The 24,900-nt window shown below is 65.2% G+C and carries 23 protein-coding genes; 7 read left to right on the top strand and 16 right to left on the bottom strand.

Features of this window, described 5'->3' with window-relative positions; translation table 11 throughout:
• Window positions 1-137 precede the first annotated feature (137 nt).
• Together ACFQZZ_RS03885 and ACFQZZ_RS03880 are read left to right on the top strand one after the other, a co-directional pair.
• The gene (locus ACFQZZ_RS03885) at window positions 138-1,475 is read left to right on the top strand and encodes a glycogen debranching protein (RefSeq protein WP_378674093.1); all 1,338 of its coding nucleotides are present in this window, start codon (window positions 138-140) and stop codon (window positions 1,473-1,475) included.
• Window positions 1,476-1,569: 94 nt separating this feature from the next.
• Window positions 1,570-2,316, top strand: coding sequence for a glycoside hydrolase family 25 protein (locus ACFQZZ_RS03880; protein ID WP_378673929.1), 747 nt, complete (start codon window positions 1,570-1,572; stop codon window positions 2,314-2,316).
• A 65-nt stretch (window positions 2,317-2,381) separates the two neighbouring features.
• Here ACFQZZ_RS03880 and ACFQZZ_RS03875 read toward each other — a convergent pair whose 3' ends face one another.
• From ACFQZZ_RS03875 to ACFQZZ_RS03865, 3 genes are all read right to left on the bottom strand, one after another.
• Complete coding sequence (locus tag ACFQZZ_RS03875; protein WP_378673926.1) at window positions 2,382-4,448, bottom strand: PhoX family protein; 2,067 nt, start codon at window positions 4,446-4,448, stop codon at window positions 2,382-2,384.
• A gap of 167 nt (window positions 4,449-4,615) precedes the next feature.
• Window positions 4,616-5,419 carry a hypothetical protein gene (locus ACFQZZ_RS03870; protein ID WP_378673924.1) on the bottom strand — a complete coding sequence of 268 codons (804 nt, stop codon included), beginning with the start codon at window positions 5,417-5,419 and terminating at the stop codon, window positions 4,616-4,618.
• A 211-nt stretch (window positions 5,420-5,630) separates the two neighbouring features.
• The gene (locus tag ACFQZZ_RS03865; protein WP_378673921.1) at window positions 5,631-6,179 is read right to left on the bottom strand and encodes a lipoprotein LpqH; all 549 of its coding nucleotides are present in this window, start codon (window positions 6,177-6,179) and stop codon (window positions 5,631-5,633) included.
• A gap of 146 nt (window positions 6,180-6,325) precedes the next feature.
• Here ACFQZZ_RS03865 and ACFQZZ_RS03860 point away from each other — a divergent pair, with 146 nt between their 5' ends.
• From ACFQZZ_RS03860 to ACFQZZ_RS03845, 4 genes are read left to right on the top strand one after another with little or no spacing between them, the layout of a single operon-like run.
• Entirely contained in the window at window positions 6,326-7,669 is a 1,344-nt protein-coding gene (locus ACFQZZ_RS03860; protein ID WP_378674090.1) for a hypothetical protein, read from the top strand.
• A complete protein-coding gene (locus tag ACFQZZ_RS03855; protein ID WP_378673918.1) occupies window positions 7,669-8,688 on the top strand; it encodes a hypothetical protein in 1,020 nt (339 codons plus the stop codon). The genes ACFQZZ_RS03860 and ACFQZZ_RS03855 overlap by 1 nt, the downstream gene beginning before the upstream one ends.
• A gap of 1 nt (window position 8,689) precedes the next feature.
• Window positions 8,690-10,273: a tetratricopeptide repeat protein gene (locus ACFQZZ_RS03850; RefSeq protein ID WP_378673915.1), complete on the top strand. Its 1,584-nt coding sequence runs from the start codon at window positions 8,690-8,692 to the stop codon at window positions 10,271-10,273.
• Complete coding sequence (locus ACFQZZ_RS03845; RefSeq protein ID WP_378673912.1) at window positions 10,270-11,538, top strand: CHAT domain-containing protein; 1,269 nt, start codon at window positions 10,270-10,272, stop codon at window positions 11,536-11,538. The genes ACFQZZ_RS03850 and ACFQZZ_RS03845 overlap by 4 nt, the downstream gene beginning before the upstream one ends.
• A gap of 33 nt (window positions 11,539-11,571) precedes the next feature.
• Here the strand turns inward: ACFQZZ_RS03845 and ACFQZZ_RS03840 are convergent, their stop codons facing one another.
• From ACFQZZ_RS03840 to ACFQZZ_RS03795, 10 genes are all read right to left on the bottom strand, one after another.
• Window positions 11,572-11,814, bottom strand: coding sequence for a type II toxin-antitoxin system RelE/ParE family toxin (locus tag ACFQZZ_RS03840; protein ID WP_378673910.1), 243 nt, complete (start codon window positions 11,812-11,814; stop codon window positions 11,572-11,574).
• A 2-nt stretch (window positions 11,815-11,816) separates the two neighbouring features.
• Window positions 11,817-12,089, bottom strand: a complete 273-nt coding sequence (locus ACFQZZ_RS03835; RefSeq protein ID WP_378673908.1) for a type II toxin-antitoxin system Phd/YefM family antitoxin — start codon at window positions 12,087-12,089, stop codon at window positions 11,817-11,819.
• A 60-nt stretch (window positions 12,090-12,149) separates the two neighbouring features.
• Window positions 12,150-12,989: an alpha/beta fold hydrolase gene (locus ACFQZZ_RS03830; protein WP_378673905.1), complete on the bottom strand. Its 840-nt coding sequence runs from the start codon at window positions 12,987-12,989 to the stop codon at window positions 12,150-12,152.
• 117 nt (window positions 12,990-13,106) lie between these two features.
• Entirely contained in the window at window positions 13,107-13,526 is a 420-nt protein-coding gene (locus ACFQZZ_RS03825) for a hypothetical protein (protein ID WP_378673903.1), read from the bottom strand.
• Window positions 13,527-13,577: 51 nt separating this feature from the next.
• The gene (locus tag ACFQZZ_RS03820) at window positions 13,578-13,934 is read right to left on the bottom strand and encodes a nuclear transport factor 2 family protein (protein WP_378673901.1); all 357 of its coding nucleotides are present in this window, start codon (window positions 13,932-13,934) and stop codon (window positions 13,578-13,580) included.
• Between the two features lie 353 nt (window positions 13,935-14,287).
• Window positions 14,288-14,584 (bottom strand): hypothetical protein, encoded by a 297-nt coding sequence (locus ACFQZZ_RS03815; protein ID WP_378673899.1) that lies wholly within the window; start codon window positions 14,582-14,584, stop codon window positions 14,288-14,290.
• Between the two features lie 110 nt (window positions 14,585-14,694).
• On the bottom strand, window positions 14,695-15,420 hold the full coding sequence (locus ACFQZZ_RS03810) for an amino acid ABC transporter ATP-binding protein (RefSeq protein ID WP_378673896.1): 726 nt from the start codon (window positions 15,418-15,420) through the stop codon (window positions 14,695-14,697).
• A gap of 1 nt (window position 15,421) precedes the next feature.
• Entirely contained in the window at window positions 15,422-17,212 is a 1,791-nt protein-coding gene (locus ACFQZZ_RS03805; protein ID WP_378673893.1) for an ABC transporter substrate-binding protein/permease, read from the bottom strand.
• 259 nt (window positions 17,213-17,471) lie between these two features.
• Window positions 17,472-18,266, bottom strand: coding sequence for an LLM class F420-dependent oxidoreductase (locus ACFQZZ_RS03800; protein ID WP_378673890.1), 795 nt, complete (start codon window positions 18,264-18,266; stop codon window positions 17,472-17,474).
• A gap of 316 nt (window positions 18,267-18,582) precedes the next feature.
• Window positions 18,583-19,692 (bottom strand): tetratricopeptide repeat protein, encoded by a 1,110-nt coding sequence (locus ACFQZZ_RS03795; RefSeq protein ID WP_378673887.1) that lies wholly within the window; start codon window positions 19,690-19,692, stop codon window positions 18,583-18,585.
• A 379-nt stretch (window positions 19,693-20,071) separates the two neighbouring features.
• On the opposite strand from ACFQZZ_RS03795, the gene ACFQZZ_RS03790 reads away from it, so the two are divergent.
• Window positions 20,072-21,145, top strand: a complete 1,074-nt coding sequence (locus ACFQZZ_RS03790) for an ABC transporter ATP-binding protein (RefSeq protein WP_378673884.1) — start codon at window positions 20,072-20,074, stop codon at window positions 21,143-21,145.
• Between the two features lie 56 nt (window positions 21,146-21,201).
• Here the strand turns inward: ACFQZZ_RS03790 and ACFQZZ_RS03785 are convergent, their stop codons facing one another.
• The 3 genes from ACFQZZ_RS03785 to ACFQZZ_RS03775 all read right to left on the bottom strand — a co-directional run bounded on the left by ACFQZZ_RS03785 (window position 21,202) and on the right by ACFQZZ_RS03775 (window position 24,857).
• Window positions 21,202-22,392, bottom strand: coding sequence for an alkane 1-monooxygenase (locus tag ACFQZZ_RS03785; protein ID WP_378674087.1), 1,191 nt, complete (start codon window positions 22,390-22,392; stop codon window positions 21,202-21,204).
• 384 nt (window positions 22,393-22,776) lie between these two features.
• Complete coding sequence (locus ACFQZZ_RS03780; protein ID WP_378673881.1) at window positions 22,777-24,057, bottom strand: lipase family protein; 1,281 nt, start codon at window positions 24,055-24,057, stop codon at window positions 22,777-22,779.
• Window positions 24,058-24,320: 263 nt separating this feature from the next.
• Window positions 24,321-24,857: a winged helix-turn-helix transcriptional regulator gene (locus ACFQZZ_RS03775; protein WP_378673878.1), complete on the bottom strand. Its 537-nt coding sequence runs from the start codon at window positions 24,855-24,857 to the stop codon at window positions 24,321-24,323.
• Window positions 24,858-24,900 lie beyond the last annotated feature (43 nt).

Here is a 24,900-nt window from a genome sequence, read left to right as displayed (position 1 = left end):
TTTCGACCGACCTGCAAGCAGTCGCCAGCGGTGCCGTTTCGACCGACCTGCAAGCAGTCGCCAGCGGCAGTGTGTCCAACGCAACGCCGGACACCGCCGAGCGGGCGTACCTGCGGGTGTCATCGCAGAATAGGGGGATGGCACACCCTGGGTTCACCCCAACACAGCTCGCGGCCCGTGCCGCCTATCTGCTGCGGGGCAATGATCTGGGCACCATGACCAGCGCCGCGCCCCGGCTGTACCCGCACATGTGGAGCTGGGACGCCGCGTTTGTCGCGGTCGGCCTTGCCCCGTTGAGCGTCGAGCGCGCGGTCATCGAGCTGGACACGCTGCTCTCGGCGCAGTGGAAGAACGGGATGATCCCGCACATCGTCTTCGCCAACGGCGTCGACGGATACTTTCCCGGCCCGGCCCGCTGGGAATGCCGGAAGCTGGCCGCCAACGCGCCGGACGGCCCGGACACCTCCGGGATCACCCAGCCGCCGGTGCACGCCATCGCGGTGCAGCGCATCCTCGATCATTCGCGCAGGCACGGTCGCAGCACCAGGGCGGTGGCCGAGGAATTCCTCAACCGCCGGTGGCCGGATCTGGTGCGCTGGCATCGCTGGATGGCGCACGCCCGGGACCCCAAGGAGACCGGCCGGATCACCCTCTACCACGGCTGGGAATCCGGGATGGACAATTCGCCACGCTGGGACCGGGCCTACCAGAATGTGGTCGTCGGCGATCTGCCGCCGTATCGACGGGAAGACGTCCTGGTGGTCGCCGACCGGTCGCAGCGGCCGAGCGACCGCGAATACGACCGCTATCTCTGGCTGGTCGAGCAGATGCGCCGGGCCGGATACGACGACTACCAGCTGGCATCGACGATGAGCTTCGCGGTGGAAGACGTGTTCGTCACCGCGATCTTCGCGCTCGCCTGCGAGGTGCTCGCCAATATCGGAGAGGAGTACAAACAGCCCAACGCCGATGTGCGCGACCTGTACGCCTGGGCCGAACGGTTCCGCGCGGGCGTGGTCGCGACCACCGACGCGCGCACGGGTGCGGCACGAGATTTCGATGTCCGGCTGCAACGCCCGATCGGCACCGAGACGCTGTCGATGTTCGCGCCGCTGCTGTGCGGTGGCCTGCCCCGCGACGCCGAACGCAGTCTGCTGCGCCTATTCGAGGGTCCGCGCTTCTGCGGCCACCCGGACCTGCGCTACGCGCTGCCGCCGTCGACGTCGCCGGTATCGAAGGACTTCCGCTCGCGCGAGTATTGGCGCGGCCCGGTCTGGCCGGTGATGAGCTGGCTGTTCTCCTGGGTCTTCGCGCGCCGCGGCTGGGCGGAGCGCTCGTTCATGCTCCGCGCCGAGGGTCTGCGCCAAGCCAGCGACGGCAGCTTCGCCGAGTACTACGAGCCGTTCACGGGTGAACCGCTCGGCAGCATGCAGCAGTCCTGGACCGCGGCCTCGGTGCTCGACTGGCTCGGGTGATCCGACGGGTCAGCACCACGGTCGGTAAACATTGCGCAAATGCCTCAACTGCAACACTGGTCACATCGTTGGCGAGTGGCTATCGTCGAACAGCATGGATAGCACTCGTTGGAGATCGACTCACGCTCTTGCGTTGTCCGCGATCGCTGTGGGCGGCATCCTCACCGCAACCATGCCTGGTACTGCTGCTGCCGCGCCGCGCGGGCCGGACGTCTCGTCCTGGCAACATGTCGATGGCCGGTTCATCGACTGGTTCGCGGTCCGGCGCTCCGGTCACGACTTCGCGATGGTGAAGGCCACCGAGGGCCTGAACTACATCAACCCGTACTTCGTGCAGGACAGCCTGCTGATGCGCGCGGCGGGCGTCGCACGCGGGACCTACCACTATGCACAGCCGGGCCTGCCGCCCGAGCCACAGGCCGCGCTGTACGTGGCGACAGTGCTCGGCCAGAACGGGCCACTGGATCTGCCGCCCGTGCTGGATATGGAGAATGCGGGCGGGCTCGACCCGGCGGAGCTGATCAACTGGACGCACCGCTACCTGGATACGGTCCAGGTACTGACCGGCCGGACCCCGATCATCTACACCTATCCGAACTTCTGGAAGACGGCGATGGCGAACACCAACGAGTTCGCCCACTATCCGCTCTGGATCGCCGATTACCGTGGCAACGACCAACCCGAGGTGCCGGGCGGCTGGCCGACCTGGACGTTTTGGCAGACCACCGACAGAGGCAACGTTCCCGGCATCGCGGGCGGTACCGATGTGAACGTATACAGCGGCGCCCAAGGAGATTTCGCGCGCTACGCGAACAGCGTGGGCCTGCTCGGCAGCGGCTGAACAGCACGAAACCGCTACTCCCTGCAGGTCGAGTAGCGGTTTCGTGTGTTGCGGGGGTCGTTCGGCTAGGCGCCGATCCGTCCACCGTCCTTCTTCCATACCACCGCGACCGAGGGTCGCGGCTGCTTGTCGCCGCCATCGGGCCAGTGCGACAACGGGTTCTCCGGAGTGGCGTCGTCGGCCTCGCCCGGGTGCTGCACGCACACCATAACTCGCGATTCGGTGACGATCGGACCGCAGGTCTCGGCGCCACGGGGAACCGAAAGGAACTGCTTGGTCTCACCGCGATTCGCGCCATCGAGCACCACGGAGAACAGGCCGTCGTTCGACTTCAGCGCGTTGCCGTCGGTGGAGATCCACAGGTTTCCGTACGGGTCGAATGCGAGGTTGTCCGGGCACGAGATCGGGCTGACCTTCGCCTTGTCGAAACCGGCGAAGTAGGTGTCCGCGGCGGCGGGGTCACCGCAGACCAGCAACAGCGACCAGGTGAACCCGGTCCCGGTGTGCTCGTCCTCGATCTCGAGGATCTGACCGTTCTTGTTCAGGTTGCGCGGGTTGGCCTCGTCGGGCCCCTGCTTGCCTTCCTTGCCCCGGTTGTCGTTGTTGGTCAGCGCGACATACACCTTGCCGGTGTACGGGTTCGCCTCGAAGTCCTCCGGGCGGTCCATCTTGGTGGCGCCGACCTTGTCGGCGGCGAGCCGGGTGAACACCGCGACCTCGGCCGCGCTCATGCCCTCGACCAGCGACTTGCCCTTACCGTCAGCGCCGGTCTCCAGCAGCGGAATCCACTGGCCGGTACCGGTGAAGCCCTTGTCCGATGGCACCGCGCCGTTGCCGTCGATCTTGTCCGCGTGGTTGCCGGTCAGCTTGGCGACGTACAGCGTGCCCGCGTCCAGGATGGTCATGTTGTGCCGCATACTCGCCTGGCCGGTGCCCGACTGGATCTTGCGCGACGACACGAATTTGTACATGTAGTCGAACTTTTCGTCGTCACCGGTGTAGGAGACGACGTCACCGTTCTTCGTGACGTAGATGGTGGCGCCCTCATGCTTGAGGCGGCCCATGGCGCTGTGCTTGATCGGGGTGGACGTGGGATCCCACGGATCCACCTCGACGACGTAGCCGAAACGATTGGCCTCGTTCGGTTCCTGTGCCAGGTCGAAGCGCTTGTCGGCACGCTCCCACTGGTTGGGGGTCCCGCCCTTGGTGAAGCCGTACCGCTTGATCCGCGGCTTGTCCGTGGATTCGGACACCTTGTCACCATTGGCGAAGTAGCCGTTGAAGTTCTCCTCGCCGGAAAGCACGGTGCCCCAAGGGGTCACGCCACCCGCGCAGTTGGCGAAAGTGCCGAGTACCTTGGTGCCGGTCGGGTCGGCGGTGGTCGTGACGAACCCGCTGCCCGCGGCCGGACCGGTCAGCTTGAACTCGGTGGTCGCGGTGATGCGGCGGTTGTATTTGCCGAAGGCCGGGGTCAGCTTGCCGGTGCCCGCCTCGCCCTTGACCTCGACGACGGTGAGACCGTGCGCGGCCATCGTGATCGCGATCTGCTCGCCGGTCGGCGCGTCCTTGTTGTAGCCACGGAACATGTGCGGACCGGTCGTGTACTCGTGGTTGACCACGAGTAGGTAGCTGTTGGCCTGGCCCTCGATCGGCAGCAGCGCGGCGAAGTCATTGTTGTAACCGAACTGCTTTGCCTGTGCGGCGGGCGTCTGCTTCTCGAAATCGAAGGCCGGGGCGTCCGCGAAAAGCGGGTCACCCCACCGGATCACGACGGACTGCTCGTAACCCTCGGGGATCACGATCGCGTCTTCCTTGTTCGGCGCGACGGCGGTGAAGTTGGTGCCGGTGCCCGCCGGGCCCGCGGCCGTATTGGTGGGGGTGACCGTACCGGCGGAAGCGTCGTCGTCGCCACAGGCCGCGAGCACGCTGCCCGCACCGACCGCGAGCACCGCAGCGGCGCCGCCCTTGATCAGCCCACGACGGTTCAGCGAGCTGATGATGTCACCGAAGTACTCACCGCCGGAGGTGTTGGGCACCTCGTGGAAGCACGCGTTCGCGCATTTGTATTCACAGGTCACGGAAGCGCGCGACGACTGGCCGTCGTGCTTCACGAACAGAGCGAGGGGTTTCACGGCGACTCCTGGATTGGTCTGACGCGCGCACGATAAGCGTCCCAGGCTAGTCACAGGAAACAATCAGATGAACGAATGACCAATTAGGTAACCCTCAGGTCCACACACCAAAAACGAATGTCGCTCTCGTACTCCGAGCGGAGCGAAAGCGACATTCGTGGTGGGGGCTAAGCATTGACTTGCAGGGCGATCACGACCTCTTGTTCGTTCTCCGGCAGGTAGTGGACCTGCAGGATGCGGCCGACCTGGACTTGCGCAACACTGGCCGGGGGCAGGAACTTCTCGACTCGGGTGGCGAAGGTCGTTCCGTCGGGTCGGGTTACCACGAGGCCGAGCTCGATCTTGGAGTGACCGTTGCGGATTTCGCCGGGAACGGACAGTGACTGCACTACCGCCTGGGCAGTTAGGCCCCGAGCGGCGATATCGAGTTTGCCCTTGGTGGTGAAGCCCTTCCGGATCATGGACTCGTTCATAGCCTGTTGTGCAGCCGATGTGTCGCCCGAGCGATCCACCTCGACCCTGTCGGTCCGACCGGGCAGGTAGCGAACCGGGAGCACGACACCGGGCTGTAGAAGGGCGAGCTCGGTGAGCGGGACGATCATCTTCGCCGAAGAATCGAAGATCTTGCCGTCGACGCCCTCGACGCTGAACGCGATGCGCACCTGCGGCTGATCGTTGACGCTCAGCCCGGTCTGGCTGAACGACTTGACTGTCCCGATGCCGACCAGTCCGTTGCGGAATGCCGAGCTGTTGCCCCCGGTGAACGCCTCGACGATGCCTTCGCCGGTGAATGCGAAAACGAGGGGGACAACGGTGAGCGCGATGATCGGCAGCGCCATCTGGGGACCGACCCAGGCGAGCACGTCACTGTCGAATTCACTGGAGGGGGACCAGGTGAGGCCGTGCCAGAGATAGAAGCCGAAGGAGAAGACGCCGAATGCGGCGGCGAGGGAGCGAGCGACGGTTTTCATGATGTTCCTTTGAGGGTTGGCCAGGTGTGGAGCGAATTCGTCGGTCCGCTCACGCCCCGGCAGCCCCATCACCCCTCGGAGCGAAACCCGTCATCCCGGTGCTGCCGAGGTCGAGCGCAGGATCCGGACGGCGTCGGGATGACGGTGTTCGCGATGACGGGGCGGCTGCGGATGTGCAGGGCGTGAGCGGATTCGAGGTGCGGGCGGAGGGTCAGCCGCCGATGACGGACGAGCAGGCGAAGGTGATGTCGAATTTCGACGTCGTAGGGCCCGCCAGCGGGTTGGTCAGATCGGGGGCGCCGACGCCTTCACCGGTGATCTTGTAGGTGTTGCCGTCCTTCACGAGCTTGGCCGAGCCGCCCGGCATGCCGTTGCCGAAGCCGAGCGCGTAGGGCAGGCCGTTCGCGCCGCCCTTGCTGCCCGCGACCGCGACCGCTTCCACGGTGTCGGTGCCGGAGATGGAGGCGCTGACGCTGAGGGTGCCGTAGGTCGCGTTGTTGGTGTCGCTGAGCGCGAGCGCCAGCGTGCCGCCCTGCTTGGCGCAGGTCGTATCGAACTTCCCGTCGAGCGCCTTGCCGTCCACCGCGGCCAGCGACTTGCCCGCTGCCGGGCCGGACGGCGCCGCCGAGGTAGCCGGCTTGGCCGAGGGAGCGGCAGGAGAGCTGCTCGAGTCGTCGCTGCAGCCCGTGACGAACAGGGCGACAGCGGCGGCGGAGGCGGTGAGAGCGGCGGCGTAGATGCGGACCGGCTTGGTGTTCATGATTTCGTTCCTTTGCTTCGTCCGGCCCCGGTGTGGAACCGCTACGAGAAAGGTAAAAAGGGATCGCGCCCTACCGATCCCAGGTTTTTCAGTGTCTGAAACGGCCGATATTCCGATAACCTGGTCGAATGCGACGGCCGCGCGCGATGGTGCTGGACGAGGTTTGGCGCCGGCTCGACGGTGTCGAGCCCCTCAGTGGGCCGCACGGCGGGCCACTGCGCCGCACCGTCAAGCTCATTCTCGATCCTCTGGTCATCCGTCCGGTGCAAAATCCGCTCTGCGCCGGCTCGATACTCACCGCGGACGGCGCTACCCTGCTCGCCACCCGAATGCATGCCGCCGCGGATGTGCTGCGCGCGACAGCGGCGTGGTTCACGCTGCTCAAGCAGGTCAGGCGGACCCTGCGGATCACTGAGGGCAACCCGCAGGATCTGTATTTCCAACGGTGTTTCGAGCTCGCGACGACAACGGGTACGCCGGATCCCCTGCGGGACAGGGCGATCGCCGAAGCCGCTTTGCGCGATATCCACGAATTCACCGCGGGCCGGACGACACAGGCGCTGAAGGAGCACCTCACCGACCGATCCCAGATCAGCGAGCTCAGCGCGCTGATCGATATCGCATGGCGGCGGCGCCCTGTAGGTGCGCCGACGGGTGACCACACCCAGCTGGTGCTATCGCTGCTGGACGCGTGCGCGGCGGCCCGGCTCGGGCAGGTCCGGGACAATGGGCAAGCGGAGTTCGACCGCCTGGTCGCCACGCATGCGGGCACCCACGGGGGAATTCGGCTCTGGGACAACGAAGCGACGCCGACCGCATACGAACTCGGGCTCACCACGCGTCCCGCACCGAAGTCGCCCGAGCTCGGCGCATCGGCCTCGAAGGCCAACCTCGGCCTGCCCTTCGATCGCACCATCTACGAGCGTGTCTTCACCGTGCTGCAGGCATCGAGCGAGCGCGCCGAGCTGCCGCCGATTCCGGAACTCGTGACGACGGAAATTGCCCGCAGCTGTTCGCCGTGGGCGCTTCTCGACGAGTCGTTGCGCGTCGCCGCGAGCGCCGGAATCGCTCTCGCGCAAGGGCTGAGCCCGATCGCCGCGGTCGCACGGCTACCACCTCGGCGCCCGGAGTCGCGGGATGCTGAGACGACGGCGCATCGAGTGATCAACGGCCGCTGGCAGCGCGAGGCGTACGTCCTGCAGGCTCGACGGCTCGCGGTGAGCTCCGACCGCGCGGCGAACAATGGCCCGCTGAGCGCCATTGCCGCTGAATTGCACACGCCATGGCGCCCCTACCTACGGCGACTGTGGGTTCGACTGCACGGCCGTGATGTCAGGGAGTTCGGCGTCTACGAACCGGACGAGCTGTGGGATCTGCTCGATGGTGTGGCGCGCTCGGTCATGCTCGACCACCGGATGCGGGTCAAGCAGGCTCTCAGTGTGAGTTCCCTTGCAAAAGAGTCGGACTCGGCGGAATCGAGGGCGAGCTGATGACCGCAACAGTGACCATCAGTCGCCTCGACGACGGTGTGTGGATCATCGCGCCCGAGGGTGCGCCGACCGTGCTGGACGGCGCGGCGCAGGTCGACGCCTTGTTGCTCGAAGTGTCCGGTGGACATCTCACCTGGAGTCTGCTTGCCGGACAGTCGATTCCGGCCGCGGTGATCGATGACCTGACACTGGCTCAGGAGTGGATATGGGCGGTGTACGGCGAGCGCATCGCGCTGGCCATCGACGAATTGGACAGTGATCACACAGAACTCGAGGTAAGCCCCGCACTGCCTCGGCTCGTCGCGAATGCGTGGCGGCTCGGTTACGCGGAATGGGCGGCACGGTGGTGGCCCGCGTCGACCATCGACGGCATCGCACCACTCGACGAACGACTGCTCGACACGGAAATCGCCGCGCTGCGGGAGGAATGCGAGCTGATCGTCGACGGTGCTGCCGATCCCATTTCGAGCGACGCACAGTCGAGGATCGAAGTCCCCTCTCGTGCAGTGGACTACGCGTTGGCGGCAGGCTCCGGGCCAGGGACGCCCGCGAGCGCACTCGTCCTCGCGCGGGGCAGCGGTGGCTGGGACTGGCGCCGTTGCCCACCCGGGCTCATCGATGCCTCCGAGCACGCGGTGTCCTGGCAGGTGGTCCGGGCACCCGGCACCACGACCGTCCGGGTGGAAGCTGTCGCCGCACCCCAATTGGGCGCAGATGTTCCCTCGCACCTGCATCCGCGGGCGCTGATCGCCGTTGCCGCGGAAATTATCGAGGCCGAGCTCAACCTGGTCGGCGACACCTGGACCGGCCAGACGACCACGTCATCGGAGGCGGTCTCGTCGGTGGACCTGTACGTGCCCGGCGTCGGCGCTCCTGGACACGGCGGCCCGGATAGCAGGCAGCAGGTACGAGACATCGCGGCAGCACGACTACGCCGCGCGGCAAGTGGCGACGACACGGAATTCGATGCCCCCTTGCTGGCCGAACTTGCCGCCGCCGCTTCGGGATCGGACTTCTGACATGGAGCAGCAGACCCCACCGGACGATGGCAGCAAGCTGCTCGCCGAAGGTGCGGCCGCATACAGCCGCGGCGAGGTCGCCGAGGCGCTACGCCTCTTCGAGGACATCGCCCGCACCAGCACCGGTGGACTACGGGTGAGTGCGCTGGTCAACGCCGCGAGCATGTGCGATGAGCTCGGCGATCACGCGGGCGCCGTAGTCATGTTTCGCGAAGCGCTCGCCGAGATGCCCGCGGACGCGGTCGAGAAACGCCCTGCCGCGCTGGTCAATCTGTCCCAGGCGTTGCAGCACGTCGGCGATCTCGATGGTGCGCAAGAGGCCCTGGAACAGGCGCGCACGATGCTCACCGAGCACAACGACGAGAGCCATTTGCGCGTGGCCTGTCTGCTGTCGTTGACCGCTGTTGCCTTCCATCGCGGGAACTGGGCTTACGCCATCGAGCTCGCCACCGAAACCCTGGACGCGGCAGTACGTTTCGCGCCGTATCTGGCCGGTCATCCGCTGTCGACGCTCGGCGGCATCTATTTCGAGACCGGACGCCGCGAGCTGGCCGTGGATTTCGTACAGCAGGCGCTCGCGGCATTCGGGTCCGCGGGCGACCACAATGCCGTCGCCGAGACGGAGCAGAATCTGGCCGTCATGTATGTCCGACTGGATCGCCTCGACGAGGCCGAACAACCACTGCTGTCCAGCCAAGAGTATTTCGAGCGGTCCGGGCTCGGGTATCGCGCCGGAATCGGGCTCAAGACCATGGGATTCCTCGCCGAGAGCCGCGGTGACATCGATCGGGCGTACGAGCTGTACCACCGCGGCCTGGCCTACTTCCGCGAGTCCGGAGCGGTGCTGGACGCGGCCGATGTGCAGGTACGTCTGGCGACCGTGGACTACACGACCGGGCGATTCGACGAGGGCGAAGCACTGATCGCCGAGGCCTTCGCCGCCTACGCCGCGCGTGGACTCGGATTACATTGCGCTCAAATCGACTTCTGGCACGCGGCACTGCTGGAGGCCGTGCTCGAGCAAACCGAGATACCCGATGCCGAGATACTTTCGCGGGCAGTCGATCTGGCCATTTCTTCCGCGCTTGCCATCGATGCCGTGCGCTACACGCTTCCCAACGGCAACCAACGCGAGCAATGGAACCGCCAGATCGCGGACCCGGCAATGCGCATGGCCTTCCGTTTCGCCTATCTGTCCGGCAATGGCCCGCTGCTTATGGATCTCATCGAAACGCAATGCGCTGGTACATCTTTGAATGCCGGTACCACCTCGGGCAGCGCCGAACCCGCAGCCGCCACGCAACTTCCGCTCGACCTCTTCGATCCGCAGCCTGCCTCGGAAGAACCACCGCCCGCGCTGCGACTCGGCATGACCATGCAATTCGGCACCGGCACGCAATCCGGCACCGCGCCCCAACTCGGGGCGGCATTGGCGGCGGTCGCGGCGAGTGCGGGTCTTCCGGTTGCGCCACCGCCGCGCCTGGCCGTCGCTCCGGACGGACATATCGCGCTCGCCGCCCACATCACCGCCGCCGAGCAACGCTACGGTCGGCCGGTTCGCGACAGTCGGGTGCTGCCCGCATGACGATTACTTCGGAACAACCGACGGTCATCGTACGGATGGCCGATGCGGGCGATCTCTACATGTCCTGGCGATGGATCGGGAATGTCTACAGCCAGGGCGCGAGCATGCTGCCCGAAGCCCCGATCACCGAGGCCATCCGGCAGTTGGCCGGTGCGCTGCCGAACCCGGCCGAGCCGGACGCACTCGAACGCGCGATGACGACTGGAGCATTCGCCTCTTACGACTCTGAATATCTTGTCGCGCAAGCACTTTCACGCGCATTGCTGCCCTATGGTTTAGCCGCGCAGTTGTACGACCTGCACACGCGCGGCGTACGTCCGCATATTCGGTTGCAGCCGTCGCCACGGTTGGCTCAGGTGCCCTGGGAGCTCATCGCCCCGAACCCCGACCTGCGTCTCGTGGATATCGCGGATGTCAGCCTGCTCGCCCCGGCCAGCATCGTGCACAGTGCGGGACGAACAGCCCGAAGCTGGCACGAAACCCGAGAGCTACCGGTGGTGGCCATCCTCGACCCGCGCGTTCCCGGCTTCCGCGCCGATTCGGCCCTTGGCTCGGTACTCGGCCGGATGGACGCCGGCACCCGACTCGCCCATCGCGTCGCCGAATACTGTGCGCAGGGGCGACTACTCCCCGCGGTAGATGATCCAACCGAGGCATTCCGTCGCACGGATATCGATCGCGGCTGGCTCGGCGAGGTCCTGCGGCAGGGCGCAAGCCGCCTGACCTATGTCGGACATGTGACAGCGGCGGCACCCGAATCCGGTCAAAGCGAAGACGCGCAACTACATCTCGCCTGCGGCGCCGACACCATCGGCTTCGCGACGCCCACTCGCGCACACCGCCCGCTGTCCGCCAAGGACCTGCTACTCGGCACACACACCCTCGACCCAGAACCACTTGCGGGATCGCAACTCTGGCCGATCCCGAGCCGAGTCGCCCTGATCGCCTGCGAAAGTGGCGGCGACCTCCGATTCAGCGAGGCCCTCGGCCTGATCACCGCGATGATCAGCGGCGGCGCCGAACTGGTCACCGCAAGCAGATGGCCGCTCCCAACAGATCTCGCCTTTCAACGCCTCGCAGGCGCACCCCCCGACGCCCACCCCCTACAGGACGCCATCTGCTCCATCGATACGGCCCACGAACAGCCCGACCCCATCGCAACCCTCGCTGATTGGCAGCGAAAGCGCCTCGCCGCCTGGCGCAACGCCCGAACCATCGAACACTCACCAGTGCTCTGGGCCGCCTTCGCCACCGTCCGCACCTGAACAGCGAGCGACCGCTCGAGATCTTGATACCTGCTAGCGGTAGACGTCGGAGCGCTTGGCGACGGTGAACACCGTAATCACCTGTGCCTTGTCGTCGATCTCGTACACGATGCGGTACTGCCCGATGCGGATTCGCCAGTCCTGGCTTCCGACAAGCTTTTTGGAGCCGGTCGGTCGCGGATCCTTGGTGAGGGCAATGATCGCGTGCAAGGCGACTTCGAGCACGTCACGAGGCAACTTCTGCAGCTGTTTCAGGACATCAGGGTGGAATTCCATTCTCACGAGGCGAGCACCGATGCCGGATCCACACCCAGTGCATCGAGCATCTCCGACATCGACATCGTCTCGTACGCTTCATCACGCAGGTGACGCAGCCGCAGCGCGTCCACGAGATCGGCATGCTCATGCAGCCGCTCGTAGTCGGCCATCGAGATGATCACCGCGACCTCGCTACCACTATCGGTGACGATCACCTCTTCTCCGGTCGCGGCTACCCCACGGACGATGGCACCGAGCTGCATCCGCAGGTCCCGCAGGCTGTGCGTACTCATGTTGAACATGTTACACATTCGGCACGAACCGCGAGATGGATGGGCGCAGCACCTCGGGATCTAGGTGCGGTGGGCGAGGAGGTGTTCCATTATCAGGAGGGTGAGGGCTTCCGGTGCCTGCTCCGGGATCCAGTGCGAGACGTCTTCGAGCATTTCGAAGCGGTAGGGACCGGTGACGTGGCGCTCGGTCGACATGGCCGCGGTGGAGCCGATGGCGGTGTCGTCGGTGCTCCATACGTAAAGGGTCGGGACGGACACGGCGGGGGTCGGGCCTGCGAGGCGCAGCGCGCGATACCAGTTCAGGGCCGCGGTCAGCGCCTCGGGCTGGGTGAAGCGGTGGATGTAGTCGTCGATTCGCTCCTCTGGGATCTTCCATTCGAAGATCTGGCGGAGCGCGGCCGCGTCGTCGGCCAGCAGGGTGCGCTCGGCTACGCGGGGCTGGCGCAGCAGCGACAAATAGTGCGAGCGTTGAGCCTGGTCTTCGTCCTCGGTCAGCGCGCGATGGAAGGCGGTCGGGTGCGGCTGCGAGACCGCGGTCCAGGTGCGAATCCGCTCGGGCATCGCTGCCGCGGCCGCCCAGCCTACGTAACCGCCCCAATCGTGACCGACCAGGTCGAATCGTTGCCAGCCCAGTTCGTCGGCGATGGCGGCGACATCGCCGACCAGCTCATCGACCCGGTAGTCGGCGACGTGTTCCGGGCGCACACCGGGAGAATAACCACGCTGATCGGGTGCGACGACATGGCAGCCGCCGTTGCCGAGTGCGTTGAGCTGGAACTCCCACTCGATGGCGGCCTCCGGGAAACCGTGCAAGAACATGACTTCGCGACCACCGGGTTCCCCGCAGGCCAGCGCATCGAACGTGCCTGCCGCGGTGGGAATCTTGATTGCCTCGATCACCCGGTCGACTCTAGAGGCAGGGACCGACCACGAACCTGGGAGCGACCCGCAAACGCCGAACGCGGCATCGGCTGGTGCCGATGCCGCGTTTCGCGGGAGTGCCTGTTGCTTCCAAAGTCAGCGTGCCTTGCGGATGCCCAGGTACTGCAGGCCCGCGAAGGCACCGACGGTGGCTGCTTGCATGACGGTCCAGACCGAGCCGACGAGGTTCAGCTCGAGTGCGCCTGCCATGAGGGCGGCGAGGCTGACCACGACCCAGGCGGTATTGCCTGCGGCGACGATACCGGCCGCGGCGGTGTTGATGTTCTTGGTCATACCGACCAGGGCGACGCCGATGCCATAGAGAGTCAAGAAGATACCGATCGGGATACCGATCTTGGAGTCGAGGCCGAGCAGCGATTCCAGCGGGCCCGAAAGGGCAAGGTAGGCAAGGCCGTTGACGCCGGTGACGACGGCGTCCAGGCGCAGGGACAGCCGCAGCAGGTTCTGGCCGGGGGCGAGCAGGGTGGACATTGCCGAGGGGGCTGTGGTGGTCATGGCGGTACTTCCTTCTGGGGTAGCGAGTTTCGGGTCGGTGGAGTGCGGGTGCTAGAGGGTGGCGGGGACTTTGTCGAGGAAGCCGAGGACTTGGCTGATGCGGCCGTTGTCGATGACTGCGACGTCGAAGCCGACGATGATGGCCGGGCCGTCGGCGGGGCCGAGGTTCCAGGTGAAGCGCACCTGGTCGTGGTGGGCGTCGACGGGCCCGGCGAGGGTGAATACCCAGCCGGGGAACTGGGCTTGGACACCCGCGATGGCGGCGTCGAGTTCGTGGTGTCCGGTGACCGCGACCAGCGGGTCTGTGTAGGTGGCGGTTTCGGTGAAGACGCGGGCGATGGCGGCTGTGCGGGTGGTGGCGTCGGTGGCGTTCCAGGCTTCCAGGTACTGGGCGACGATGGTGTTCATTTCGGCCTCCGAAGGGCTTGTGGTCTGCGGTTTCTCGGTGTCCGTGTTGGACGAGAACTACGTTATGACCTAGCCGATAGGTGCCGAATCAGTCGTCTATCAGTACTTTCCGCGACGGGATACCTACACCGCCACGCACCCGTCACAGCCTCGACGGCACATCGGCCGACGCCCGCAACCGAATACCTCGAAACCCCGCCCAAATCCTCGGCCGTCAACCGCCGAATCCCCAGCTCCCCCATCCCTCTCGAGCGGCACCTGACCGCGGCGACCCACCCAGTGGCTCACCCCATGGTGTGCCACTCGGCGCGCAAACCATCGCCGCGCCCGAAGGCGCGGCGATTCAGCGGGTTTCAGTGCTCGTCGTAGTGCCCGTCGTGGGCGGCGTGCCGGTGTCCGTCGTGCAGGTAGTCGACGTGGTCACCGTGCTGGACGGCGTTGTGGCCACAGCCTTCGCCGTGCACGTGGTCGTGGGCGGCGTGCTCGGTGTGGCCCGTGGGTTCGCATTCGTCCCAATGTCCGTTGTGCTCGCGGTGCAGGTGGCCGTCATGGGCGTAATCCACGTGATCGCCATGGGCAACCTCGGCGTGGCCACACCCCGGGCCGTGGACGTGCTCATGTTCGGTGTGTTGTGGGTGTGCGGTGGTCATCAGACTTCCTTCCATATGTCTGGACAGGTCGAACCGATAGCGCCGAACACATTAGTAGGTGCGCATCTATGAAGTTTACTCAAAGTGTGCTGTGAGTCACAAGCCGCGGGTCACAGCACCTGGGAGAGGAAGCGCTGCAGGCGTGGGGTCTGGGGGTCGTCGAACAGGGACTGCGGGGTCCCGATCTCGACGACCTGCCCCTCGTCCATAAAGACCACGCTGTCGGAAACACTGCGGGCGAAGCCCATTTCGTGGGTCACCACGATCATCGACATGCCGCCCGAGGCCAGGTCAGCCATCACCGCGAGGATGCCTTTGACGAGTTCCGGGTCGAGCGCCGAGGTGGCCTCGTCGAAGAACATGATCTCCGGCTTCATGGCGAGCGCGCGGGCGATCGCCACCCGCTGCTGCTGACCGCCGGAGAGGTTCCCCGGGCGCGAATCGGCCTTTTCGGCCAGACCGACAACCTGAAGCTGCTCGATAGCCAGCGCTCTCGCTTCGTCCTTGGACAGTCCGCGCAGCTTGCGCGGGCCGAGGGCGACGTTTTCGGCGACCGTCTTGTGCGGAAACAGGTTGAAGTGCTGGAACACCATGCCGATGCGCTGGCGCAGCCGGTCGGGGTCCTCGGTCAGCACCGACTTCCCGTCGAGCAACACATCGCCCTGATCCGGTTCGTGCAGCCGGTTGAGCACCCGCAGCAGCGTGGACTTGCCGGAGCCGGACGGGCCGATGACGGTGGTGGTCTTACCCGCGTCGACGTGGACAGTGATACCGCGCAGCACATGGTTGCGCCCGAGCGTCAGATGCAGGCCGGTACCGGTGAGGGAGGCACTCATTTTATCCGCGCCCTTCCGTAATCGTGGCCACCTCGACCTGGTCGATGGGTTGGTCGGGCCTGCCGGTGCGCATGCGGCGGTCGATGTAGTTGACCAGGTGGGTGAGCGGGATGGTCAGCAGCAGATAGACCAGGCCCGCCGCGACCAGCGGGGAGAGGTTTCCGGTCTGCGCGTTGAGGTCTCGGCCGACGGCGAACAGTTCCCGCTGGGTAGCGAGCAGGCCGAGGAAGTAGATCAGCGAGGAATCCTTGATGAGCGCTATGAACTGGTTCATCAGCGCGGGCAGCACACGCCGGACGCCCTGCGGGATCACCACGAGCGTCATCGCCTGGCGGTAGCCGAAGCCGATGGCACGTGCGGCCTCCAGCTGACCCGGCTCCACGGACTGGATGCCGGAGCGGAAGATCTCACCGATATAGGCCGAGGCCAGCAAGGCGAGCGCGAGCGCGCCGAGCCAGTAGGGATTGTTGCCGGTGACACCGCGGACCACCGGGCCGATGCCGAGGCCGATTATCAGGATGATCACCACGGCAGGCAGGCCACGGAAGATGTCGGTGTAGACCCGGGCAGGCCAGCGCAGCCAGCGGGTTCTGGAGATGCCCGCGACCGCGAGCAGCATGCCGAGGACTGTGCCGAGGACACCCGAAACCAGCGCCAGGATCAGCGTATTCGGCAGGCCGGTCTTGAACAGATCGGGGAAAGCTTTGCGGTACAACGACCAGTCGAAGAACGTGTCCCGCAACTGCTGCAAGGTGGATTTCGGCGCGCTCTGCGCGGTGTCGGTCGGCTGCTTCGCCGCCGCGATGGCGGCGAAGTCCGGGAGCTGTGGCACGGGTGCGGCTTTCGAACCCGGCTTCCAGCCCGGCGGCAACTGCCTCGGCACCCAATCGGTGTAGAGCTTCGCGTAGGTGCCGTCGGCGATCACCGCGTCCAAGCCGCTGTTGAGCGCGTCGATCAGTGGCTGGTTGTCCTTGGCGACCGCGTAGCCGACAAAGTTGTCCAGGCTGAAGGTGTTCTGAATGATCGAAGTTCCGTCACCCGGCTGCACCTGCCCCTCGGCCTGAGCCGACGGCGCCACCCACGCATCGACCTGACCGGACTTCAAATTCGCGTACGCGGTGGCATAGTCGGGAAACTTCACCGGATCCAGGTGCAGCTGGTTGACCACATAGTCGTCCTGCACGGTGCCCTGGACGACGGCGATCCTGGTGCCGCGCCCCAGGTCCGAGAAGCCCTTGATGGCACTGCCGTTCGCGACGACGAGGGAGAAGTAGCCGAAGTCGTAGCCATTGGTGAACCCGACGCGCTCGCGGCGCTCCGCGGTGGTGGTGATGTTCGATGAGCCGACATCGAAGCGCCCACCGGAGACCTGCGACAGCAGCGGCGCGAACTCGGTGCCCGAGAACTCCACCTGCAGACCGAGTTTCGCGCCGATCGCGCGCAACAGTTCGTTGTCGAAGCCGGTGAAGGCTCCCTTCGAGTTCAAGCAGATGCTCGGCGGCGCGTCCGACAGTGTGCCGACGCTGAGCGTGCCCGGCGTGCTCAGGCGCAGCTTGTTGGTGTCGATCGACTCGAGAGGGGCGGTACTCGCCGTGGTGTAGCGATCCTCACCCGCGGACGCCGCCGACGCGAGGTTCGTCGGCGCCGCGGACGCGGCACTCACGCCCGGCGGTGAACATTGGTTACGGTCGGACGAATCGTCGCCGGAGCCGCACGCCGTGGCCGCGAGGCCGACGGCGAGCAACAGCACGGCGATCAACGCTCTGGATCGCACAGCGGGTAGACCAGCCATGATTCAGCACCCTAAAGCGTGCCGAGCAGTTGCCCGACACCACCCTTCTCGGGTGTTCCCTTACCCTTGCTCGGGCAAAAGTTCCTGCTTCATCGACCCCAGTTCCACCAGCCCGAAAGCGGGCTGGCCAGCGCCGGGTTCTCCACAGGCATTGATAACCCGGCCTCCTGCTTGGAGGTCCGGAGCGCCGTTGTCGACGCACAGACCAATGTGGCGCAGGGCACCGGCAATTCGATGATCTTCGCTGGCCTAACGACTGCTAGGCCAGCCCGCTGACCACCTCCGGATTGATCTCATCGCGCCACCGCACCGCTCGCTCGACCTCGCTCAGGTCGTAGCCAGGGCCGCTGACGCCGATGGTGAACAACGTCACGCCCGCCTCGAGAAACGCGGGGGCGTTCTCGACACCCGGCCAGTGCACCGAGCGCTCGATGCGCGCCTCATCGGTTCCGACAGCCGCGGCGTGCTCGGCGAGCACCTTGTTCTTGTGCACGAGCATGTCGAGGTCGGCGAAGCTGTGCCAGATGTCGGCGTACTGGGCGACCAGCCGCAACGTCTTCTGCACGCCTCCGCCGCCGATGAGAAGCGGGATATCGCGGGTGGGTTGCGGGTTCAGCCTCTCGAGGCGGGCCTTGATGCGGGCCAAGTTCTCCTTCAGGAGATCGAGCCTGGTTCCCGCGGTGCCGAATTCGTAGCCGTACTCGTTGTAGTCCTTCTGGAACCAGCCCGCGCCGATCCCGAGGATCAGTCGTCCGTCACTGATGTGGTCGACGGTGCGCGCCATGTCGGCGAGCAGGTCCGGGTTGCGGTAGCCGCCGCCGGTGACCAGTGCGCCCAGGTCGACGCGCTCGGTCTGCTCGGCGACCGCGCCGAGCATCGTCCAACACTCGAAGTGCGCGCCGTTCGGGTCGCCGGTCAGTGGGTAGAAGTGATCCCAGTTGAAAACGATGTCGACACCCGCGTCCTCCGACCGCAGGACGGCGTCGCGGATGAGTCCGTATTTCGGTGCGTGCTGCGGCTGTAGCTGAACTCCGATACGAACCGGTCGGATCATATCCATGCTCCTCGTCGCTCGGTCTGACTTCCCGACCGAGGCTACCGGCGGCGAGATCCGGCCGCCCGAAATTCCCACCAGCGAACTCGAGCATCTCGAGCGCCGAACACGCACACCCAGCGGGCCACACCAAGATCACGTGGCGCACATCGACCCCGGATTCCTTTGGGCAACAAGGCATTCACATCCCGAAAAGAATCCGACCACCGCGGACACGACCGCCTTCTTTCTCGCCGCCGGACCGATCGGAACAAGTGCGGTAACCCAGTTCACCGCACAATGAAGTCCTCACCACCCCGCGCAACCGAAATTCTCGTCACGGGTGAACGCTGGAGCTCGTTGACGACGCCCAACCCTCGGGCCCGCGCCCGAGCTCGGTCAGCTCGCGCCGGCACGTGCGGGTCTTCGGATGCTCCGGACCTAGTCTGTCTTCGAAGATAGCGAGCGCGCGCTGATACAAGACTCGCGCTTCGTCGTTTCGACCTCGGTCAGCGTTCAAGACCGCCAGGTTATGTAGCGTCATCGCGATGTCCGGATGGTCAGGTCCGAACAGTCCTTCTTTCAATCCCAGTGCCCGCATGTAGTAGCCCTCGGCCTCGCACCATTGTTCGCGCGCGTAGTGCAGCGCGCCCAGGTTGTTGTAGTTGACCGCCAACTCGTAGGCGTTCTGCTCGCGCGCTGTCTCGAATATGGCCACTGCCCGGCGGTACAGAGTTTCGGCTTCATCGAGTCGCCCCTGTTCGTGGACGAGGGCGGCAAGTGCGGCGACATCGGCAGCTACCGCCGGATGATCCGCACCCATGGCCGCTTCGCGAATCGATACCGATCGTCGCGCATAAACCTCGCCCTCCGCATAACGTCCACGCGCGTGTTCGAGTCCGCCCAGGTTGTGCCAGATCGTCGCCGCCTCAGGGTGGGCCGGCCCGAGTCCTGCCTCCACCGATTCGAGGGACTGCCGATAGAGGGCCTCGGCTTCGTCGAAACGGGCAGCGTACTTGTAGACGACCGCAAGCTCGTTTCGAAGGATGTCCAGGTCCAGACTCCCGTCGCGGAGCATTTCCATGGCCTGTAGATAGCAATGCTCGGCCTCGGGCAACCGGCCTTGAATGCGACGGAGCCGTGCCCGGTCACCGAGCGTCCGCGCCCGCAACGTCACCATCGATTCATCGTCTGAGTCCGACCCGGCAACGATCATCCACGCACGTTCGAAATCACTTTCCGCCGCGCTGTATTCGCTTAGCCCCTCGCGGATTCTGCCCAAAGTGTTGAGCGCGACCGCGACGTCGAGCGACTCGTGTCCAGACGCTTGTTCAAGCTTTGCCACGGCATCGACGCACGCCTCCAAGGCCTGAGACAGTCGGCCCACCGAAAGCTCGTGCAGAGCTAGCTCATGCCGGCGGACGGCTTCATCAATCGAATCGGTCACGTCATCACGTCATCACGTCGAATGCTGCGCGAGGGACACGTCCAGGGGTGTTGAGACCGCCTACTCAGATCATAAGCCGAACCCACGTCAGGTCGGTCAGCAGCCGCACGACCCAAGTGGTGGCCGACCGCGCCGATCCAGCACACAGCCCGCGTGCGCGCGAACTCGAGTATTTCGAGCGCGAATCGAGCAGATCCAGTAATATCGCCGCCCAACCCCTTACTCGGATCGTCCGGCACGTTCCTGCCGGTGAGAGGACAACATGAACTACTTCCGTCATGCGCCAGCAGGAACGGTAGCCTTCGACCTCATGACCACGCTGCTGTTGCGAAATCACACCGCTTCACGTGTTCCAACCGGTGAAGGGAAGTGATCTGCCGTGGCTACGGTGACCTTCGAAAGCGCTACCCGGCTCTACGCGGGAAGCACCAAACCTGCCGTCGACGCACTGAATCTGGAGATCGCGGACGGTGAATTCCTTGTCCTGGTCGGCCCGTCCGGCTGTGGCAAGTCGACCTCACTGCGCATGCTCGCCGGGCTCGAAGAGGTCGACGGCGGGCGAATTCTGATCGGCGCCAACGACGTTACGCACGCGGAGCCCAAGGAACGCGATATCGCGATGGTGTTCCAGAACTACGCGCTGTACCCGCACATGACCGTCGCCGAGAACATGGGCTTCGCGCTCAAGCTGGCCAAGGTCGCCAAGGCGGAGAAGGAAAAGCGGGTGCTGGAGGCGGCCAAGCTGCTCGACCTGGAGCCGTACCTCGATCGCAAGCCGAAGGCGCTCTCCGGTGGTCAGCGCCAGCGCGTCGCGATGGGCCGGGCGATCGTGCGCCAGCCGCAGGTGTTCCTGATGGACGAGCCGTTGTCGAATCTGGACGCGAAGCTGCGGGTCCAGACCCGCACCCAGATCGCCCAGCTGCAACGCCGCCTCGGCACCACCACCGTGTACGTCACCCACGACCAGGTCGAGGCGATGACCATGGGCGATCGGGTCGCGGTGCTCAAGGACGGGCTGCTGCAGCAGTGCGCGACGCCGCGCGATCTGTATCGGGATCCGGCCAATATGTTCGTCGCCGGGTTCATGGGCTCGCCCGCCATGAACCTGTTCACGCTGCCGGTCGCCGACGGCGAGGTGTCCCTCGGCGGACATCCACTGCCGGTGCCGCGTGCGGTCGCCGACGCGGCCGAGGGCTCGGTAGTCGTGGGTATCCGGCCGGAACACTTCGAGCTCGGCGGTGACACGGGGATCGAGCTGGAGGTCGACGTGGTGGAGGAGCTCGGCTCCGACGCTTACATCTACGGCCGCGCCGTGGACGGCGACACCGGGGAAACCATTGTGGCGCGGGCGGATTGGCGTAGTCCGCCGGCGAAGGGCGACCGGGTGCGGTTGTCCACCTCCGCCGAACACACCTACTTCTTCTCCGCCACCGACGGCCGCCGCCTCAGCTGAGAGGTGCCGAACGCGAAGCCCCGCCCTCGAATGTGAACGAGGGCGGGGCTTTTGTATCAGCCTGAACCAGTCCTCGATGCTCGGTCAGTGACGGGTCGGGCGGGGCCGAGGAAGAAGAAGTGGTGACGCTTGGCCCGCGGTTTGGTATTGACGAGCGTGATGTCGCCACCATAGTGGGCCAGGACCCGACGATCCATGACCGTGCGCCAGAGCGGGGGAACGGCGGCCAGCAAGACCATGGTGGCGTAGCCCGCTGGTAGCTGCGGTGCCTGCTCGGAGCTGCGCAAGGTCTGATAGCGGCGGCCGGGGTTCGCGTGGTGGTCGCTGTGTCGTTGCAGATGGAACAGGAACACGTTCGTGACCAGCCGGTCACTGTTCCAGCTGTCGCGCGGTGAGCACTTGACGTAGCGGCCGTTGGCGCGCCGCGGGCGAAGCAGCCCGTAGTGCTCGACGTAGTTCACCGTCTCCAGCAGCACCGCGCCGATCAACGCCTGCAGCGCCAGGAACGGGATCACGAGGGGTCCGAACAACGCGATCATCGTGCCGAACAACGCGACGCTCATCGACCAGGCTTGCAGCAGATGGTTGCCCCGACTGAACCAGCGCTTTCCCTTGCGGGACAGGCGGTCGCGCTCCAAGACGAGCGCCGAGCGGAAGCCGCCGACCATGCTGCGCGGCAGGAACTCCCATAGTGACTCACCAAATCGGGCGCTGGCAGGGTCTTCGGGCGTCGCGACGCGCACGTGATGGCCGTGGTTGTGCTCGACGAAAAAGTGTCCGTACCCGGACTGCGCCAGTGCGATTTTCGCCAGCCGGCGTTCCAGGTGCTCGGCTCGATGGCCGAGTTCGTGTGCGGCGTTGATTCCGATGCCCGACACGACCCCCAGCGTCACGGCCAATCCCAACTTGTCGGCTAGGCTGAGTTCAGCTCTGGACCACAGGTAGCCCGCGATAAGCAAGCCGATGAACTGCATCGGCAGGAAAAGATAAGTGCACCACCGGTAGTAGCGGTCGTTGGACAGCGCCTCGTAGTCCTCGTCACGAGGATTACTGCCATCGCGCCCCACCGCCCAGTCCAATAGCGGGATCACCACGAACACGATGATCGGACCGATCCACCAGAATATTTCGAGCCCAGTATGGACCACCAGTTGTGAGGGAAGCAGTGCACAAGCCGGTGCGATCAAACCCAGTACCCAAAGGTACCGCTTGGGGTCGCGAGCTTGCGTGTTCTCGAAGATCGCCATAGATGTCTCGCCAATCCATAAGAACATCACCAAATCGAAAGCGTGGCCGCCGAATCGGGTTGCGCTGATCTTGTGGTTCTCCAGAATAGCCGTTTCGCCGCCGCAGGCCAGCGATCTGTAAAAATTGCTGCCTGACCGGGAGTTGTCCGCGCTGCTATCGCCCGCCGGTGATCGATCGACCCGGATTTTCCCAGGAATCGGTATGGCGGATGGTTTCTCGTCTCGGCGCGACTGATGCGGTACCCGCGTAGTCGCCAATTCGGCCGGGCGTCGTGCCCAGAAATCACCACACCAGTCACGTGCGACGAGCCGATAATGCGCGGTACAGACAAGACAAAGACGCCGTCTATCCGATTCGGATAGACGGCGTCCGTGCGTCCGGGACTAGGGCAGCGCGGCGCAGTTGGTTGGGGCGGGCTGGTCTGCGAGCCGATCGGTCACCCACTGCAGCGAGGCCGCCAGTGACGGGAAAAAGGCCAGGTTATGGGTGCCAATTAGTCCGAAGAGAGTGGGAATCTGGGCGTTGGATTCCAGCTGAACAGGCACGCCATTACCGCACCAACCGGCGGCCATGTCGCGGATGGGCATAAATGGCGCTCCCTCATCGTTCTGGGCCGCGGAGATGAGTACGGGCACCGACGGGGTGCGCGTGCCGACACGCTGCTCGGCGAATACTGTTTTCAACGCTGGGGACCGATCGATCACGGCGGTGAAAGGTTGTCCGCTGCTGGTCCAATGGGACGTGTGCTGCTGTTGGAGGGCCAGTCCGACCGCGACGGCGCATTTGCTCTGGGCGTCGTGCATGAGCCCCTTGCCGGTGTCGTTGAGTTCAACATCGAGCACCGGGCGGGTTTCTGGATAGTCGGCGGCGATACCGTTGAGGATGAAGGCGAAGGCCGGTCCGATGCTGGCTTTACCGTCGTTGTACCCGATGAAGTGCTCGGTATCGACCACTGGCCCGCCGATATAGGCGCCGCGCACATTCAGATCGGGAGCGTAGCTCGGTTGCAGTTCAGCCGCTCCGGCAGAGGCCATGCCGCCCTGGGAGTATCCGTAGAGAATGACCGGCGACCCGGGGTTGAGGCTGGTGCCGGGCAACTGCAGCGCCGCACGCGCGGAATCCAGTACCGCGTAAGCCTGCGCTTTCCGGTTGAGATAGTCGTGCATATCAGGCGTGCCGAGGCCGTGGTAATCGGTCACCACTACTGCCATGCCGCGCGACAGCAGCGAATGAAGTGCCAGCGCATCGTATTCGGCTATGACGTCGAGCGGAGGCTGGTATTGGACGAGCTGCGGGAGCAGCTTCGAGGGCGCGCACTGATCGCCTTGTCCCTGCGTGCCGACCGCGTACGCGATCAAGGGACGTATTCCTGGGCCGGTCCACGGCTGGGTGGGCTCGAGATAAGTTCCCACCACCGCGGTCGGCGCTTCATGGGTATCGCTGCTGACGTACATGAGGCGCGTCGCCGTCGCCGGGATCACTCCCGGCTGTCCGGGCGCCGACATCGCCAGCCCCGACGGTTCGGCACGAAGAATGGTGCCCGGCACTCCCTCCGGCTGCGGCGGTATGTAGAAATCTTCGGCGGCGACCTCGGCAGCCGGCTGCGTCCATGCATATGGTGCTGACATCGCCCCGCCCCCGACCACGACGAGGGTTCCTGCCAAGACTGTGACCCAACTGCGTTTCCGGCACCTCACGATTCGATCCTTCCTGCGATTTGGAAGACCTTTGGCAGCTACAATTCGGATGCTGAGATTATCTGCGAGGGGTATCTGTTCTGTGGCCAGGATGAGAATCGGCGTGTCCACGAATCAGAATGAGAATAGCCGACTTCTTAGTTAGTCGAACAAGATTCGAACAGCAGCATAATGTTCCGCAATATTCGAGCAGGTGCCGGCACCCGCCACGAGCTCGAAAGGCAACCTGCTCAACCAGATTTCGAGGCTTTCGAGGCCGAGCGGTGGCGCACTGTCCGCGCATATTCCGGATTGAGCCGTACACCGAGCTCTTCCAACGCGACCTCGTTTCCCGCATCGCTACGCACCCGGACCCGGACCGGTGATCCGCTGGGCTCTTCGACCAGCAGCAGCGGAGCGGGTCCCGGCTGCAGGTAAGTGTCACCCCACTGCATTAGGGCGAGTACGGCGGGTAGGAGATCGCGGCCCATGTCGGTCAGCACGTACTCGTGGCGGGTGCGCTTGCCCTCTTCCCGGTACGGCTGCTTGGCGAGCAGGCCCGCGTCGGTGAGTTTGCGGAGCTGGCCTGCCACGGCGGCGTCGGTGATACCGACACGGGCGGCGAAGCCGTCGAAACGCGTGGTGCCGTAGTAGGCCTCGCGAAGGATCAGGACGGCCGAGCGGGTCCCGATGATGTCCATCGCCTTCGCGATCGAGCACTCGTCGGGTTTCCACGAGCTCAGATCGGCCAGGGGTCCTTCCATTACGGCTGCCATGACGAACATCATAGCGACTGCTGGCTTGAATCGACCATATCCAGGCGTTACCCTG

This window comes from Nocardia sp. GCM10030253 (genome assembly GCF_042675075.1).
In the GTDB taxonomy this organism is placed as follows: Bacteria; Actinomycetota; Actinomycetes; order Mycobacteriales; family Mycobacteriaceae; genus Nocardia.
The sequence above is the reverse complement of the archived record's forward strand: the minus strand, read 5'-3'. Positions and strand labels throughout refer to the sequence as shown.